At 70.9% G+C, this 15374-nt stretch carries 13 protein-coding genes and 1 pseudogene; 8 read left to right on the top strand and 6 right to left on the bottom strand.

Translation table 11 applies throughout. From position 1 onward, the window contains the following. The first annotated feature begins 12 nt into the window (after positions 1 to 12). Positions 13 to 951, top strand: a complete 939-nt coding sequence (locus ACHMXE_RS22460; protein WP_209543378.1) for a LysR family transcriptional regulator — start codon at positions 13 to 15, stop codon at positions 949 to 951. A 7-nt stretch (positions 952 to 958) separates the two neighbouring features. Here the strand turns inward: ACHMXE_RS22460 and ACHMXE_RS22455 are convergent, their stop codons facing one another. Together ACHMXE_RS22455 and ACHMXE_RS22450 are read right to left on the bottom strand one after the other, a co-directional pair. Continuing rightward, a complete protein-coding gene (locus ACHMXE_RS22455) occupies positions 959 to 2311 on the bottom strand; it encodes an MFS transporter (protein WP_395351370.1) in 1353 nt (450 codons plus the stop codon). A gap of 41 nt (positions 2312 to 2352) precedes the next feature. Beyond that, on the bottom strand, positions 2353 to 4140 hold the full coding sequence (locus ACHMXE_RS22450; protein WP_395351368.1) for an IlvD/Edd family dehydratase: 1788 nt from the start codon (positions 4138 to 4140) through the stop codon (positions 2353 to 2355). A 255-nt stretch (positions 4141 to 4395) separates the two neighbouring features. Here ACHMXE_RS22450 and mutL point away from each other — a divergent pair, with 255 nt between their 5' ends. Both mutL and ACHMXE_RS22440 read left to right on the top strand, forming a co-directional pair. Then, positions 4396 to 6228 (top strand): DNA mismatch repair endonuclease MutL, encoded by a 1833-nt coding sequence (gene mutL, locus ACHMXE_RS22445; protein WP_395351366.1) that lies wholly within the window; start codon positions 4396 to 4398, stop codon positions 6226 to 6228. Between the two features lie 227 nt (positions 6229 to 6455). Further along, entirely contained in the window at positions 6456 to 7424 is a 969-nt protein-coding gene (locus ACHMXE_RS22440; RefSeq protein ID WP_093354797.1) for an alpha/beta hydrolase, read from the top strand. A 58-nt stretch (positions 7425 to 7482) separates the two neighbouring features. On the opposite strand, the gene ACHMXE_RS22435 is transcribed toward ACHMXE_RS22440, so the two are convergent. The 3 genes from ACHMXE_RS22435 to ACHMXE_RS22425 form a co-directional block, all read right to left on the bottom strand. Beyond that, entirely contained in the window at positions 7483 to 9678 is a 2196-nt protein-coding gene (locus ACHMXE_RS22435) for a molybdopterin cofactor-binding domain-containing protein (protein ID WP_395351364.1), read from the bottom strand. A gap of 62 nt (positions 9679 to 9740) precedes the next feature. Further along, positions 9741 to 10214: a (2Fe-2S)-binding protein gene (locus ACHMXE_RS22430; RefSeq protein WP_296777200.1), complete on the bottom strand. Its 474-nt coding sequence runs from the start codon at positions 10212 to 10214 to the stop codon at positions 9741 to 9743. A 37-nt stretch (positions 10215 to 10251) separates the two neighbouring features. Further along, positions 10252 to 10593, bottom strand: a complete 342-nt coding sequence (locus ACHMXE_RS22425) for a c-type cytochrome (RefSeq protein ID WP_256223031.1) — start codon at positions 10591 to 10593, stop codon at positions 10252 to 10254. A 217-nt stretch (positions 10594 to 10810) separates the two neighbouring features. On the opposite strand from ACHMXE_RS22425, the pseudogene ACHMXE_RS22420 reads away from it, so the two are divergent. The 5 genes and pseudogenes from ACHMXE_RS22420 to ACHMXE_RS22400 all read left to right on the top strand — a co-directional run. Continuing rightward, a pseudogene (locus ACHMXE_RS22420) lies at positions 10811 to 11308 on the top strand (AraC family transcriptional regulator); the annotation flags it as partial. A gap of 226 nt (positions 11309 to 11534) precedes the next feature. Further along, positions 11535 to 11729: a helix-turn-helix domain-containing protein gene (locus ACHMXE_RS22415; protein WP_395352753.1), complete on the top strand. Its 195-nt coding sequence runs from the start codon at positions 11535 to 11537 to the stop codon at positions 11727 to 11729. Between the two features lie 155 nt (positions 11730 to 11884). Then, positions 11885 to 12880 (top strand): tRNA (adenosine(37)-N6)-dimethylallyltransferase MiaA, encoded by a 996-nt coding sequence (gene miaA, locus ACHMXE_RS22410; protein WP_395352751.1) that lies wholly within the window; start codon positions 11885 to 11887, stop codon positions 12878 to 12880. Beyond that, entirely contained in the window at positions 12877 to 13530 is a 654-nt protein-coding gene (locus tag ACHMXE_RS22405) for an ABC transporter ATP-binding protein (RefSeq protein WP_203201871.1), read from the top strand. Before miaA ends, ACHMXE_RS22405 begins: the two co-directional genes overlap by 4 nt. After that, a complete protein-coding gene (locus tag ACHMXE_RS22400; protein ID WP_395351361.1) occupies positions 13530 to 14261 on the top strand; it encodes a hypothetical protein in 732 nt (243 codons plus the stop codon). The genes ACHMXE_RS22405 and ACHMXE_RS22400 overlap by 1 nt, the downstream gene beginning before the upstream one ends. Positions 14262 to 14372: 111 nt before the next feature. Here the strand turns inward: ACHMXE_RS22400 and ACHMXE_RS22395 are convergent, their stop codons facing one another. Further along, positions 14373 to 15338 carry a threo-3-hydroxy-L-aspartate ammonia-lyase gene (locus ACHMXE_RS22395; protein ID WP_395351359.1) on the bottom strand — a complete coding sequence of 322 codons (966 nt, stop codon included), beginning with the start codon at positions 15336 to 15338 and terminating at the stop codon, positions 14373 to 14375. Positions 15339 to 15374 lie beyond the last annotated feature (36 nt).

Genomic DNA, 15374 nt, shown 5'->3' with positions numbered 1-15374 from the left:
CACGCGCGCCGCATGAAGAAGATCGACCCGCGGCTGCTGCAGGCCTTCGTGGCCGTCGCGCGCGAGGGATCGGTGTCCAAAGGCGCGCAGCGTCTCTTCCTCACGCAGCCGGCGGTCAGCCTGCAGCTCAAGGAACTCGGCGCGCTGGTCGAGCTCGAGCTGTTCCAGCGCACGCCCACCGGCCTGCTGCTGACGCGCGACGGCGCGGCGCTGCTGAACCATGCGGAACACGCGCTCGAGGGCCTCAACGATTTCGCGATCGCCGCCGAGCGCATGAAGGGCGGCGTGCGCGGCGCGCTGCGCATCGGCACCATCCTCGACCCCGAGTTCACGCGCCTGAGCGGCCTGCTCAGGGAGCTGGTGACGCTGGCGCCCGAGCTCGAGACCGAGCTGCACCACGGCACCAGCGGCGAGGTGCTCGCGAAGCTGCTGAACAAGGAGGTCGACGTCGGCTTCTACCTCGGCGATCCCGACGCGAGCGACCTGCCGCAGGCCAGCTCGGCCTCGCGCCGCAGCGAGGGCAAGGCCTTCCATTCGAGCGTGCTCACGCGCTTCAGCTACCAGGTGATCGGCCCGCCGGGCTGGGGGCCGCAGGTGATGGGCCGCGACTGGCCCGACCTGAGCTGCCTGCCCTGGGTGCTGGCGCCGGCGACCTCCTCGCACTCGCGGCTGCTGGCGCCGATGCTGCAGGCGCGCGGGCTGGTGCTGAAGAAGGCGGCGCAGGCCGACCAGGAGTCGTCGATGCTCGCGCTGGTGCGCGCGGGCGTGGGCATCTCGCTGGCGCGCGACGCGGTGGCGCTGCGCGCCAGCCAGCGCGAGGGGCTGGTGATCGCCGACCAGGTCGGCATCGAGAGCGACCTGCGCTTCGTCTGCCTCGCGGGCGCGCTGCGGCGCCCCGAGGTCGACTGCGCGATGCAGGCGCTCGCGCGCGCCTGGCGGCTCTCGCTCTGACCCGGCCTCAGCCGCGCGGCAGCGCCGAGCCTTCGAGCGCCGCGCCGGACCGCGCGGCCTCGCGCGGCGCGGCGGCCACCGTGCGCCAGCCTCTGGGCATCAGCGCCAGCATCAGGGCCGCGAGCAGCGCCGCGCCGCCCAGCGTGTAGAGGCCCGCGGCCGAGCCGCCATGGCTCTGCTCGACATAGGTGCGCAGGCTCGGCGCCACGAAGCCGCCGAGGTTGCCGATGGAGTTCACCAGCGCGATGCCGGCGGCGATGCCCAGGCCCGACAGGCGCTCCGACAGGAAGGCGAAGAAGATCGGCGTGCCCGACAGCCAGGTCGAGGCGCCGATCGACAGCGCGGCGATCGCGAAGATCGGCGAACCGTGCGCCGACAGGCAGACGCACACGCCGAACACCGTGTAGAGCGAGGCCACCGTGAGGCGCCGCCGCTCGTGGTGCCGGTCCGACCAGCGCGTGACGAAGTAGACGACGAACAGCGCCAGCAGCCACGGGATGCTGGTGACGAAGCCCACCATCAGCCCGATCTTCTGGCCGAGGATCTGCGACACCTGGCTCGGCAGGTAGAAGATCAGGCCGTAGGCCGCGATCTGCACGATGAAGAAGTTCAGCGCGAAGAACATCACCTTCGGGTTGCGCAAGGTCTGCATCACGGTGTGCGGGCTGCCGGCCGCCTTCTGCGCCGCCTCCTGGTCGAGCACGGCCTGCAGCGCATCCTGCTCCGCGGGCGCGAGCCACTTCGCGGCATGCGGCCGGTCGACGATCACGAAGAAGGCCGCGATGCCGACCGCCACCGCCATCGCGCCCTCGATCAGGAACATCCACTCCCAGCCCTTGAGCCCGCCGATGCCGTGCATCTCGAGCAGCGCGCCCGAGACCGGCCCGCCGATCACCAGCGCGCCCGCGAAGCCGAACAGCAGGATGCCGTTGGCCTGCGCCCGCACCTTGGCCGGGAACCAGTAGGTCAGCGTGAGCAGCACGCCCGGGTAGAAGCCGGCCTCGGCGATGCCGAGCAGGAAGCGCAGCAGGTAGAACGAGGTCTCGGTGGTCGCGAACATCATGGCCGAGGCCACCAGGCCCCAGCTCACCATGATCCGGCTGAGCCAGATGCGCGGGCCGACGCGCGTCATGATCACGTTGCTCGGCACCTCGAAGATGGCGTAGCTCACGAAGAAGATGCCGGCGCCGAGCGCGAAGGCGCCGTCGCTGAGGCCGGTGTCGATCTGCAGCGCGTTCTTCGCGAAGCCGACGTTGACGCGGTCGAGGATCGACATGATGTACATGAGGATCAGCATCGGCAGCAGGCGCCAGCGCGCCTTGTGGACGGCCGCGCCGACCAGGGGGCTGTAGGGATTCATCGTCGTTGTCTCCTGGGTGTTCTGGGTGGGGTTCTTTGGCGCTAGTGGTTGCGGCGCGGAATCCCCGCCGTCTGCGCCACGCGCTGGTACTTGACGGCCGGCTTGAGCACCATGCCCTCGGACAGCGTGTCGACCATCGCGCGCTGGATCTCCTGCCACGGCGTCTGGCTCGCGGGGATCGGATAGCCGCCCGCCGCCTCGAGCTGGCGCGCGCGGGAGCGCAGTTCCTCGTCGTCCACGAGCATGTCGACGCGACGCGCCTTCAGGTCCACGCGCACGCGGTCGCCGGTGCGCAGCAGCGCCAGGCCCGCGCCCGCCGCGGCCTCGGGCGAAGCATTGAGGATCGAGGGCGAACCCGAGGTGCCCGACTGCCGGCCGTCGCCGATGCAGGGCAGCGCCGAGATGCCGCTCTTGAGCAGGTGCGCGGGCGCGCGCATGTTCACCACCTCCGACGAGCCCGGGTGCCCGATCGGCCCCACGCCGCGCATGAACAGGATGCAGGAAGCGTCGATGTCCAGCGCCGGGTCCTCGATGCGGCGCTCGTAGTCCTCGGGACCGTCGAACACGATCGCGCGGCCGACGAAGGCATCGGGGTCGCCGGGCGCGCTCAGGTAGCGCGCCCTGAACTCGTCCGAGATCACGCTGGTCTTCATGATCGCGCTGTCGAACAGATTGCCCGACATCACGAGGAAGCCGGCGTTCTGTCGCAGCGGCGCCTCGAAGGGGCGGATCACGTCGGCGTCCTTCACCGGCGCCTGCGCGCAGTTCTGCGCCAGGGTGCGGCCCGTGACCGTGAGCGCGCCCTCGCGGATCAGGCCGTGGCGATGCAGCTCGGCCACCACGGCCGGCACGCCGCCGGCGCGGTAGAACTCCTCGCCCAGGTACTTGCCGGCCGGCTGCATGTCGAGCAGCAGCGGCACCTCGAGCCCCACGCTCTCCCAGTCCTGGATGGTCAGGTCCACGCCCGCGTGCTTGGCGATCGCGATCAGGTGGATCGGCGCGTTGGTCGAGCCGCCGATCGCCGAGTTGACGACGATCGCGTTCTCGAAGGCCGCGCGCGTGAGGATGTCCGAGGGCTTGAGGTCCTCGCGCACCATCTGCACGATGCGCCGCCCGGTCTCGTAGGCCATCTGCCCGCGCTCGCGGTACGGTGCCGGAATGGCGGCGCAGCCCGGCAGGCTCATGCCCAGCGCCTCGGCCAGCGCGTTCATGGTCGAGGCCGTGCCCATCACGTTGCAGTGGCCGATCGAGGGCACGGTGGAGCCGACCAGGTCGATGTAGCCCGGAAAATCGATGCTGCCCTTGGCGAACAGCTCGCGCGCCTTGAACAGCGTGGTGCCGGTGCCGGTGCGCTGGCCGTCGTGCCAGCCGTTGAGCATCGGCCCGCCCGACAGCACGATGGCCGGGATGTTCGCGGTGGCCGCGGCCATCAGCGCGGCCGGAGTGGTCTTGTCGCAGCCGGTGGTCAGCACCACGCCGTCGATCGGGTAGCCGGTCAGCGTCTCGACCAGGCCCAGGTAGGCCAGGTTGCGGTCGAGCGCGGCCGTGGGCCGGCGGCCGTTCTCCTGGATCGGGTGCATCGGGAATTCCATCGCGATGCCGCCCATCTCGCGGATGCCGTCGCGCACCCGCTGCGCGAGCTCGCGGTGGTGCCGGTTGCACGGCGTCAGGTCGGAGCCGCTCTGCGCGATCGCGATGATCGGGCGGCCGGACTGCAGCTCCTCGCGCGTCAGGCCGTAGTTGAGGTACCAGGCCAGGTGGAGGACCGAGAGTTCGCTGTGCTCGGGGTTGTCGAACCAGGCGGCGGAACGGAGGGGGCGGGGGGTCATTGGAGGTCTTTCTCGAAGGGCGTTCTCGTGGAGCGGCCGGAGCTTAGGGAGAGCGCCGCGCGAGCGCCAATGAGATCGGTTGCGAGGCCGTATAAGCGCTGCAAATACAGCCGATGCCCCGCCCGCCGGTCCGGTCCGGGCCAGCTTCTAGAATGGTTCGGTGAGCGCCCTTCCCACCTCCTCCCTCCCCCCGCCGAACGCCGCCCGATCCGCGAACTGCCCGACGAGCTGATCAGCCAGATCGCCGCGGGCGAGGTGGTCGAGCGCCCGGCCTCGGTGGTGCGCGAGCTGCTCGACAACGCGCTCGACGCGGGCGCGACACAGGTCACGGTGCGGCTGGCGTCCGGCGGCGTGCGGCTGATCTCGATCGAGGACGACGGCCTGGGCATCCCGCGCGAGGAACTCGTGGTGGCGCTGCGGCGCCATGCCACCAGCAAGATCGCGAGCCTCAACGACCTCGAGACGGTCGGCACCATGGGCTTTCGCGGCGAGGCGCTGGCCGCCATCAACGCGATCGCCGAGCTGAGCCTGCAGTCGCGCGCGGTGGGTGCCGACGGCGCCTGGTCGCTCGACGGCCGCACCGGCGAGCTGCGCCCGGTGGCGCGTTCGCGCGGCACCACGGTCGAGGTGCGCGAGCTGTTCTTCGCGACCCCGGCGCGGCGCAAGTTCCTCAAGACCGATGCCACCGAGCTCGCCCACTGCATCGAGGCGGTGCGCCGCCATGCGCTGGCACGGCCCGACGTGGGCTTCTCGGTCTGGCACGACGGCAAGCTGGTCGAGCAGTGGCGCGCCAGCGAGCAGCGCGAACAGCGCCTGGGCGACGCGCTCAGCGAGGATTTCGTGGCGCAGAGCGTCGTCGTCGAGCACGTCGGAGGCCCGGTGCGCGTGGTCGGCCGCGCCGGCATTCCCGATGCCGCGCGCTCGCGCGCCGACCACCAGTTCTTCTACGTCAACGGCCGCTTCGTGCGCGACAAGGTGCTGTCGCACGCGGTGCGCAGTGCCTACGAGGACGTGTTGCACGGCCAGCGCCAGCCGGTCTACGTGCTCTACCTCGAGATCGACCCCGCGCGCGTCGACGTGAACGTGCACCCGACCAAGATCGAGGTGCGCTTCCGCGACGGCCGCGAGGTGCACCAGGCGGTGCGCCATGCGGTCGAGAACGCACTGGCCGCGCCGCGCGCCGGCGACGCCACGCAGGCGGCCCAGGCGCAGCAGCCCTTCTTCAAGCCGGTGTCGCCGGTCACGACCGGCTCGTGGTCGCAGCCCGCCATCAATTTCAGGGCCGCCGAGCGCGGCGCCGGCGACTTCGAGGCCATGTGGCCGCGGCGCGCCAGCGAGACCCTGCTGGCGCCCGAATCGTCTTCGGCCCACTGGCCCGTGCTGTCCGATTCCGGCGTCGGCGCGGCGCCCGCCGCCGCCTTCGGCACCCAGGCCCCGGCCGCGCCGTTCCAGGCTTCCGCGGGCCTGGCAGCCGAGCCCCAAACGCTGGCCCACAACGACGAAGCCTGGCCGCTGGGCCGCGCGCTGGCGCAGTTGCAGGGCATCTACATCCTGGCCGAGAACAGCCAGGGCCTGATCGTGGTCGACATGCACGCGGCCCACGAGCGCATCGTCTACGAGCGCCTCAAGACCCAGCTCGACGGTGCCGCCATCTCGAGCCAGCCGCTGCTGATCCCCGCCACCTTCGCTGCCACGCCGCAGGAAGTGGCCACGGCCGAGGCCTGCACCGCCGTGCTCGCTACCCTGGGCCTGGAGATCACGCCCTTCTCGCCGCGCACCTTGGCGGTGCGCGCGGTGCCCGGCACGCTGGCCGACGGCGACCCGGTCGAGCTGGCGCGCAGCGTGCTGGCCGAGCTGTCGCAGCACGACGCGAGCACCGTGGTGCAGCGGGCCCAGAACGAATTGCTGTCGACCATGGCCTGCCACGGCGCGGTGCGCGCCAACCGCAAGCTCACGCTCGACGAGATGAACGCCCTGTTACGCCAGATGGAGGCGACCGAGCGTTCGGACCAGTGCAACCACGGCCGTCCGACCTGGCGCCAGCTCTCGATCCGGGAGCTCGACGCCCTGTTCATGCGCGGGCGCTGAGCGAAATCCGCCCCGAAAAGCCGTCCCAAAAGCCGCCAACTGGCGGCTTTTTGAGGGTTTTTCCGGGTTTGGGGCCGTCATCCGCATGGCGGGCACGCACGTTGCATGGTGAGTTCGCCAAAGACGCCATGAAGCGCTGGCCAGGGAGGTGTCGAAATGCACGTCGGCGTGTTTCGGCAGAAAGCAGATGAACTTTTTCGCCGGCTTCGCTGTCCCTCATTCCCATGATGAAACGCTGGACCCTCCTCGCGTCAGTCCTATCGCTTTGCGCCATTCTTGCCGCCGGCTGCTCGACCTTCGACGAGCAGCAGCGTGAATGGATCTTCCAGCCCAGCGACCGCAGCTGGGGCAACACCGCCACCATGGCCCAGGGCATGCAGGACGTGTGGATCGACTTCCAGTCCTCCATCACGGGCGAGCCCGCGCGCCTGCACGGCCTGTGGCTCGGCGGCGAGCCCGAGACCACCGACACCCCGGTGCTGCTGTACCTGCACGGCGCACGCTACAACGTGGCCGGCTCGGCCCCGCGCATCCAGCGCATGCACGAGCTGGGCTTCTCGGTGCTGGCCATCGATTACCGCGGCTTCGGCAAGAGCTCCAAGGGCCTGCCCTCCGAGGAATCGGCGCGCGAGGATGCCCGCGCCGCCTGGACCTGGCTGGCCGCGCGCCATCCGCGCCAGCACCGCTACATCTTCGGCCATTCGCTGGGCGGCGCCATCGGCATCGACCTGGCCGCGCGCGTGAACGACGAGAGCGGCACCATTGTCGAGAGCACCTTCACCTCGATCGCCGACGTGGTCGGCAGCTTCAAGTGGGGCTGGCTGCCCTTCCGTCCCTTCATCACCCAACGGTTCGAGGCCATCGACAAGGTCAAGGACATCGGCGCGCCGCTGCTGGTGGTGCACGGCACCGCCGACAGCCTGATCAACCCGACCCTTGGCCGCAAGCTCTACGACGCGGCCACCGTGCCCAAGCTCTTCGTGCTGGTGGAAGGCGGCTCGCACCACAACACCAACTCGGTCGGCGAGGCCCAGTACCGCGCGGCGCTCACGCAGCTGTTCCGCATGAAGCCCGACAACATGGTGGCGCGCAACCAGCCCAAGCTGTCGCCGCCCTCGCCGGCGCTGCCGCCCGCGGTGTCGCCGCAGGACGTGCGCGGCGAAGCGCGCGCGAGCACCGCGCCCGCGGCGATCTAGATCTAGTAGCGTCGCCGGTCCGTGCCCGAGGGCACGGACCTTTCTCACCGCCCCGTTTTCAGGCCAGGTCGAACGGCAACTGCCGCAGCGGCTTGCCCGTCAGCTGCGCCACGGCATTGGCGAACGCGGGCGCCAGCGGTGGCAGGCCCGGTTCTCCCATCCCCTTGGGCGCATCGGCGCTCGGCACGATGTGGATGTCGAACTCCGGCACCTGCGTGATGCGCGCCACCGTGAAGTCGCCGAAGTTGCCCTGCTGCACCACGCCGTCCTTCAAGGTGATCGCGCTGCCCGGCAGGCAGGTCGACAGCCCCATCACCGCCGCGCCCTGCACCTGCGCTTCCACGCTGCGCGGATTGACGGCCAGGTTGCAGTGCACGCCGCTGGTCACGCGGTGCAGCACCGGCTGGCCGTCCTTGACCGAGGCTTCCACCACGTAGGCCACCACCGATTCGAAGGACTCGTGCACCGCCACGCCCCAGGCGCGGCCATCCGCGAGCTTCTTCTTGCCGTAGCCGCTCTTGTCGACCGCCAGCTGCAGCGCGGCGCGATGGCGCGGATGCTTGTCGCCGAACAGCTGCATGCGGTAGGCCACCGGGTCCTGCTTCGTGCTGCGCGCGATCTCGTCGATCAGCGTCTCCATCACGAAGGCGGTGTGGGTCGAGCCCACGCTGCGCCACCACAGCACCGGCACGTTGAGCTGCGGATGGTGCACCGTCAGGCGCATCGGCAGCGGATAGGGATCGCGCATGCCCTCGACCGCCGTGGCGTCGATGCCGTCCTTCACCATGGCGCCGGCGAACACCGTGCCCGCGGTGATGGACTGGCCCACGATGACGTGGTCCCATGCGAGGATCCTGCCGCGTTCGTCGAAACCGATGCGCGCGCGATGCAGGTGCATCGGCCGGTAGTAGCCGCCCTTGATGTCGTCCTCGCGGCTCCACAGCAGCCGCACCGGCACGTCGAGGCCGGCCGCGCGCGTGGCCTTGGCGATCTCGCAGGCCTCGACCACGAAGTCGCTGGTGCTCACGAAGCGCCGGCCGAAGCCGCCGCCCGCCATCTGCACGTTGACCTTCACCTGCGCGGGCTCGAGCTTCAGCGCGCGCGCCGCGGCGAAGCCGTCGAGGTCGGCGGACTGGGTGCCGACCCACAGCTCGGCGCGACCGTCCGACAGCTTCACGGTGCAGTTCAGCGGCTCCATCGGCGCATGCGCCAGGTAGGGAAACACGAACTCGGCCTCGAGCTTGCGCGGCGCGCTGGCCAGCGGCGCCATGTCGGCGTCGAACTTGCGGTTGCCGGGACGACCGGCCAGTTCGCGGTACTGGGCCAGCTGCTTGTCGGAGTCGACCTTCTCGACCGCCGCCGTGTCCCACTGCAGCTTGAGCGCGTCGCGGCCCAGCTTGGCGGGCCAGTAGCCGTCGGCCACCACCGCCACGCCCTCGGCGCCGCGGTCGAGCGGAATGCGCACGACGGCCTTCACGCCCTTGACGGCGCGCGCGGCGCTGTCGTCGACCGAAGCCAAGCGGGCGCCGAACACCGGCGGATGGGCCACCACCGCCGTGAGCTGGCCCGGGTGCTTGACGTCGATGCCGAAGTCCTGCCGGCCGCTGCTCTTGGCGGCCGCGTCGAGGCGCTGGGTCGGGCGGCCGATGATGCGGAAGTCCTTCGGGTCCTTGAGCACCACCTTCTCGGGCACCGGCAGCGCCATCGCCGCCTCGGCCAGTTCGCCATAGCTCGCCTTGCGCCCGCCCGGGCCGAGCACCGTGCCGGCCTGCGTGCGCAGGGTGGAGGCATCGACCTTCCAGCGCGCCGCCGCGGCCGACAGCAGCATGGCGCGGGCGCGCGCGCCGAGCTCGCGGTACTGCACGAAGCTGTTCTTGATGGTGTTCGAGCCGCCGGTCAGGTGCATGCCGAAGAAGGGATCGGCATAGGCGGCGTCGTTGGTGCCGCTGCGGCTGCGCACCAGCGCCCAGTCGGCGTCGAGCTCCTCGGCCAGGATCATCGGCAGGCCGGTCTGCACGCCCTGGCCGAACTCGAGCCGGTTGATGGTCACCATGACCTCGCCGTTGGGCGCGATCTGCACGAAGGCCAGCGGCTGCTGGGTCGGTTTGAGGCCGCCAGCGGCGGGAGCCGCGGCGCCGGACTGCGCCAGAGCCAGGTGCGGGAAGGTGCCGAGCGCGAAACCGCTCGCGCCGACGATCTTGAGGAAGCTGCGCCGCGGCAGCGCGGCGGGCTCGTCGGCCGCGGGGCGGGCCATCAGGCGTTGCAGCGAACGCGGCAGGTCGTGGTAGTCGATGTGGGGGCAGCATGGCTTTTCCTTCAGGCGAGGTTGCGGGCTGCATCGGCCACGGCCGCGCGGATGCGCGCATAGGTGCCGCATCGACAGATGTTGCCGGCCATGGCCGAGTCGATCTCGTCGGCGCTGGGCTGCTTGCCCGCGGGCAGCGACTGCAGGAAGGCGGTCGCGCTCATGATCTGGCCGCTCTGGCAGTAGCCGCACTGCGCGACGTCGTGCCGCACCCAGGCGGCGTGCACGGCCGCGCCGACGCGGTCGCTGCCGTCGGTCATGCGTTCGATGGTGGTGATCTTCTTGCCCTCGGCGGCGGCGATCGGCGTGATGCACGAGCGGATCGCCTGGCCGTCGAGGTGCACGGTGCAGGCGCCGCACAGCGCGGCGCCGCAGCCGAACTTGGTGCCGGTCATGCCCAGCGTGTCGCGCAGGGCCCAGAGGATGGGCGTGCCGGGGTCGGCATCGACCGTGTGGTCACGGCCATTGACGTGGAGCGCAGTCATTGCTTGTTTTCTCCGAGGGTGGGTGGGGGAACGGGATTCACTTGGCGCCGTCGAGCAGCCATTGCGCGAGCGCCTGCAGGTCGGCGTCGGGCACCTGGGCCTGCGGCGGCATCGGCATCGGGCCCCATTTGCCCGAGCTGCCGGCCTTGATGCTGGCCGCGAGCTGCGCGGCCGTGCCCTTGCCGTCGCCGTACTTCGCGCCGATGTCCTTCCAGGACGGGCCCACCACCTTGGTGGCGGGTTGATGGCAGGCGACGCAGGCGTACTTCTGGGCCAGCGCGAGGCTGGCGTCGGCCTGCAGCGGCCACAGCGCGCCGGCGCCGACGGCCAGGGCCAGCACGAGCGGTGCTGCGATGGAGGTGATCTTTTCTGTGTTCATCGTGGAAAGGAGGGTTGCCTGATTCGACGGCGGGCCCGCGGCGCGCGACACCGCAGCGCCGCGGGCCCACCGCCGGCGAGTGTGGGGCGTAGACCGGCCGCGCGTTTGCCTGATTCGCTCGCGTTCTCGCCTGAAACACCGAGACTGCGACGGAAATGCGCGCCGCACGAAAGCGGCGGGCTAGACTTTTCGCGACCTGTACTTCGAAAGGATCCAGATGGACCTCGCCGAGCCCGCGCGGCTGGATTCCCCGGCCGTGCTCGACGACCTGCAACGCGCCGTGGCGCGCACCGCGCACGCCGACGGCGACTACCTCACGGCCATTCCCGCGCTCTCGCTGCACCGCCGCAGCGCCGCGACAGCGCCGCTGCACTGCCTCTACGGCTTCGGCCTGGGCATCACGGTCAGCGGGCAGAAGCGGGTGGCGCTCGGCGGCGAGGTGTTCGATTACGCGGCGGGCCAGTCGCTGCTGACCACGGCCGACCTGCCCGTGGTCTCGCACATCACCCGCGCCAGCGCGGCGCATCCCTTCGTCGGCCTGGCATTGCAGCTCGATCCGCGCGCGGTCGTGCAACTGGCTGCCGAGATGGCGCTGCCCGCGCCGCCCCGGGACGGCAACCAGCGCGCGATGTCGCTCGGCGACCTCGACCCCACGCTGCTCGGCGCGGTGACGCGGCTGGTCGAGCTGCTCGCCGAGCCGCGGCTGATCCCGCAGCTGGCGCCGCTGCTGCAGCGCGAGATCATGGTGCGGCTGCTCGCGGGCCGCCACGGACCGCAGCTGCAGCGCCTGGTGGCGATCGGCTCGCCGAGCCAGCAGGTGGCGCAGAGCATGGCCTGGCTCAAGCTCAACTTCACGCGCAACGTGCTGGCCGACGAACTGGCGGCCTCCGCGAACATCGAGCCCCTCGACCTTCCGCCAGCACTTCCGCGCCGTGGCGGGCATGAGCCCGATGCAGTACCTCAAGCAATTACGGCTGCAGGAAGCACGGCAGCTGATGCTGAACCAGGGCATCGACGCCGGCACCGCGGGCGTGCGCGTGGGCTACGAGAGCGCCTCGCAGTTCAGCCGCGAATATGCGCGGCTGTTCGGGGCACCGCCGCTGCGCGACATACGGCGCATGCGCGAGACGAGTTGATATAGAAACACAACAGCCGGACGCAGAGGACGCGAAGGTTTCGCGAAGAGCGCGAAAGAGAAATTCAAAAAATCTCCTTGCATTCCTTTTGCGTCCTTCGCGAGACCTTCGCGTCCTCTGCGTCCGGAAGTCCGCTCCCCGTCTTCGTCCCCTCTATTTGCTACGCTCGACCCCTTCATGGGTCCCTTTTCCTCTCTCCCGATCCACCGCGCTTCATCGCCCTCGCCGGCCCCACCGCCTCCGGCAAGACCGCCGTCGCGCTGGCACTCGCGCGCGAACACCCGGTGGAGATCGTCAGCGTCGACTCGGCGCTGGTCTACCGCGGCATGGACATCGGCACCGCCAAGCCGAGCGCCGACGAACTGCGCGCGGTGCCGCACCACCTGATCGACATCCTCGATGCGCGCGAGAGCTACAGCGCCGCGGCCTTTGTGGCCGATGCGGCGCGGCTGATCGACGAGATCCGCGCGCGCGGCGCGATGCCGCTGCTGGTGGGCGGCACCATGCTGTATTTCAAGGCGCTGTTCGACGGCATCGACGCGATGCCCGCGGCAAATGCCTCGGTGCGCGCGCGCATCGATGCCGAGGCCGCCGAACGCGGCTGGCCCGCGATGCATGCGCGGCTCGCGCAGGTCGATCCGGTCACGGCCGCGCGGCTCGCGCCGCAGGACAGCCAGCGCATCCAGCGCGCGCTCGAGGTCTACGAGAGCAGCGGCCAGCCGCTGTCGCACTTCCATGGCAGCGACAGCAAGTCCACGCGTGGCGTCGAAGGCGGCCGACTGTTCTCGCTCGAGCCCGCCGACCGCGCCTGGCTGCATGCGCGCATCGCGCAGCGCTTCGACGCCATGCTGGCCGCGGGCTTCCTCGACGAGGTGCGTGCGCTGCGCGCGCGCGGCGACCTCTCGCCCGAGCAGCCCTCGATGCGCTGCGTGGGCTACCGGCAGGCCTGGGAAACCCTCGGCGTCGCCGACCCGCCCGATGCCGCCGCCCTGCAGGACCTGCGCGAACGCGGCATCGCCGCCACGCGCCAGCTCGCCAAGCGCCAGGTCACCTGGCTGCGCGGCATGCCCCACCGCACCGTGATCGCCTGCGACGCGCCCGACGCGCTGCCGTCGGCGGTGCGCCTCATCGCACCCACGCTTATCCCATGACCCTGCGCCTCTCCGATCTGGGCAAGCACTACGGCCAGGCGCCGGTGTTCGAGCACGTCAGCCTCGCGATCGAGCCCGGCGAGTTCGTCGCCATCGTCGGCGAATCGGGTGTCGGCAAGTCCACGCTGCTCAACTGCATGGCCGGCCTCGACCGCTGGGACACCGGCAGCGTGGTGCACGACGGTACCGACATCGGCGCGCTCGACGCCGAGGCCTGCGCGCTCTGGCGCCGGCGCCACGTGGGCTTCGTGTTCCAGGCCTTCCACGTGCTGCCGCACCTCGACGTGGCGCAGAACGTCGCGCTGCCGCTGATGCTGCTCGGCGAGCGCCGCGACGATTCGCGCATCGCGCGCATGCTCGAAGCCGTGGGCCTGCCGGGCATGGGCGCGCGGCTGCCGCAGACGCTCTCGGGCGGCCAGCTGCAGCGCGTGGCGATCGCGCGCGCGCTGATTCACCGGCCCGCGCTGCTGCTGGCCGACGAGCCCACGGGCAACCTCGATCCCTCGACCGCCGCCAAGGTCATGGACCTGCTGATCGCGCAGACGCGCGAGCATGGCGCCTCGCTGGTGCTGGTCACGCATTCGGAGAGCGCGGCCGCGCGCGCCGACCGGCTGCTGCATCTCACGGCCGCGGGCATCCGCGTCGGCTGATGGCGCGCGCGCCCTGGCCGCTGGCCGCGATCGCGGCGATCTATGTCGCCACGGAGCTGTGGCAGGTGGCCGCGCGGCCCAGTTCGATGATCGGCATCCGGCTGGCCGTTTACGCGCTGGTGTTCCTGGCCGCTCTGCGCGGCAGCCGCGCGGCGGCCTGGCTCTGGGGCGCGATCAGCGCGGTCGCGGCCGTCGCCAGCGCCTTCGCGCTCTGGACCTTGGTTTCCACGCGCAACGCCAACGGCGTGGGCCCGGCGACGATCGCCTTCATCGGCTTCCAGGCCGTCTTCTATGCGGTGGGCACGGCCTACATCTTCGGCAGCCGCTCGCTGCGCGCGTTCCAGCAGTCGCGCGGCGCGCTGCGCGGCAAGGGACCGGCGGCCCCGTCGCAATCGCCCTACGACGGCGCGCGCATCGCGCTCGGCAGCGACGCGCTGATGCTGGTGCGCCAGGGCAGCGTGCAGACCCGTGTCGAGCTCGCGACCATCGATGCGATCGCGGTGCGCTCGCAGACCCTGGCCGAGGGCCTGCCGCGCGTGTGGATCGAGCCCTGCGCGCAGCGCGACGGCACGCAGCCGCTGATGGCGGTCACCACACTGGCCGGCGGCTTCGCGCGCTTCGAGGCCTGGCTGTTCGAGCTGCCGGGCTTCGATGCGCCGGCCTACCGGCAGTTGCTCGAATGCGGGGAGAACGCGCGCCGGGTCGTCTGGCGCCGACCTCACAAGGTGTGAAGAAACCGTAGCGAGCGCCCCGAGGTCGCGCCGAGGACCCGGAGCCGTACTCTGTACGGTGAGGACCGCAGGTGCGAGATCGGGGCGCGCAGTAGGTTTATTCACACCTTGTCAGGCGGTGCCGCCGAGCAGCGCCGCGTAGCGCCCCAGGTCCACGTTGCCGCCGCTGATCAGCACGCCCACGCGCTGGCCCGCGATCAGCGGACCGGCCGCGCAGGCTGCCGCGAACGCGAGGCAGCCCGTGGGCTCGACCACCATCTTCATGCGCTCGGCGAAGAAGCGCATCGCCTCCACCAGCTGCGCATCGCTCACGGTGAAGATGTCGTCGACGTCGCGCCGGATGATGCCGAAGGTGTACTCGCCCAGGTGCTGCGTCTGCGCGCCGTCGGCGATGGTCTTGGGCGTGTCGATGTGCACGATGCGGCCCGCGCGGAACGACTGCTGGCCGTCGTTGCCGGCCTCGGGCTCGACGCCGTAAACCTTGCAGCCGGGCGCGAGCGCGCGCGCCGACAGGGCAGAGCCCGACAGCAGCCCGCCGCCGCCGAGGCAGACGAACAGGTGGTCGAGCGGGCCCGTTTCCTCGATCAGTTCCTTCACGGCCGTGCCCTGGCCAGTAAGCACGTCGGGATGGTCGTAGGGCGGGATCAGCGTCATGCCGCGCTCGGTGGCGAGCCGGCGTGTCAGCGCCTCGCGGTCCTCGGTGAAGCGGTCGTACTGCACCACCTCGGCGCCGTAGCCGCGCGTGGCCACGAGCTTGGCGGCCGGCGCGTCCTTGGGCATCACGATCACCGCGGGCATGGCCAGCAGGCGCGCGGCGAGCGCGATCGCTTGCGCATGGTTGCCCGACGAGAAGGCGATCACGCCGCCCTTGCGCTGCTCGGCGTCGAACTTCGACAGGGCGTTGAACGCGCCGCGGAACTTGAACGCGCCCATGCGCTGGAAGTTCTCGCACTTGAAGAAGAACTGTGCGCCCCATCGGGTATCGGCGGTGCTGGATCGCAGCACCGGCGTGCGGTGGGCATGGCCTTCGAGCCGCGCGGCCGCGGCGGTGACGTCGTCGTAGGTGGGGAGTTGCATGGGCCTAAGTGTCGCGCAGTTGAAAGCGCGCGGGCA

It is taken from the genome of Variovorax sp. UC122_21 (genome assembly GCF_044056785.1).
GTDB lineage: Bacteria > Pseudomonadota > Gammaproteobacteria > Burkholderiales > Burkholderiaceae_C > Variovorax.
Note: the sequence above shows the minus strand (reverse complement) of the source record. Positions and strands in the feature narration are given on the sequence as shown.

What these genes read in the sequence shown, in the direction of transcription:
- ACHMXE_RS22430 (WP_296777200.1), bottom strand. Translation starts at nt 10,214, where the DNA reads ATGACTGCGCTCCACGTCAATGGCCGTGACCACACGGTCGATGCCGAC.
- ACHMXE_RS22405 (WP_203201871.1), top strand. Translation starts at nt 12,877, where the DNA reads ATGACCCTGCGCCTCTCCGATCTGGGCAAGCACTACGGCCAGGCGCCG.
- ACHMXE_RS22455 (WP_395351370.1), bottom strand. Translation starts at nt 2,311, where the DNA reads ATGAATCCCTACAGCCCCCTGGTCGGCGCGGCCGTCCACAAGGCGCGC.
- ACHMXE_RS22460 (WP_209543378.1), top strand. Translation starts at nt 13, where the DNA reads ATGAAGAAGATCGACCCGCGGCTGCTGCAGGCCTTCGTGGCCGTCGCG.
- ACHMXE_RS22435 (WP_395351364.1), bottom strand. Translation starts at nt 9,678, where the DNA reads ATGGCCCGCCCCGCGGCCGACGAGCCCGCCGCGCTGCCGCGGCGCAGC.
- ACHMXE_RS22425 (WP_256223031.1), bottom strand. Translation starts at nt 10,593, where the DNA reads ATGAACACAGAAAAGATCACCTCCATCGCAGCACCGCTCGTGCTGGCC.
- ACHMXE_RS22450 (WP_395351368.1), bottom strand. Translation starts at nt 4,140, where the DNA reads ATGACCCCCCGCCCCCTCCGTTCCGCCGCCTGGTTCGACAACCCCGAG.
- ACHMXE_RS22395 (WP_395351359.1), bottom strand. Translation starts at nt 15,338, where the DNA reads ATGCAACTCCCCACCTACGACGACGTCACCGCCGCGGCCGCGCGGCTC.
- ACHMXE_RS22415 (WP_395352753.1), top strand. Translation starts at nt 11,535, where the DNA reads ATGAGCCCGATGCAGTACCTCAAGCAATTACGGCTGCAGGAAGCACGG.
- ACHMXE_RS22440 (WP_093354797.1), top strand. Translation starts at nt 6,456, where the DNA reads ATGAAACGCTGGACCCTCCTCGCGTCAGTCCTATCGCTTTGCGCCATT.
- ACHMXE_RS22400 (WP_395351361.1), top strand. Translation starts at nt 13,530, where the DNA reads ATGGCGCGCGCGCCCTGGCCGCTGGCCGCGATCGCGGCGATCTATGTC.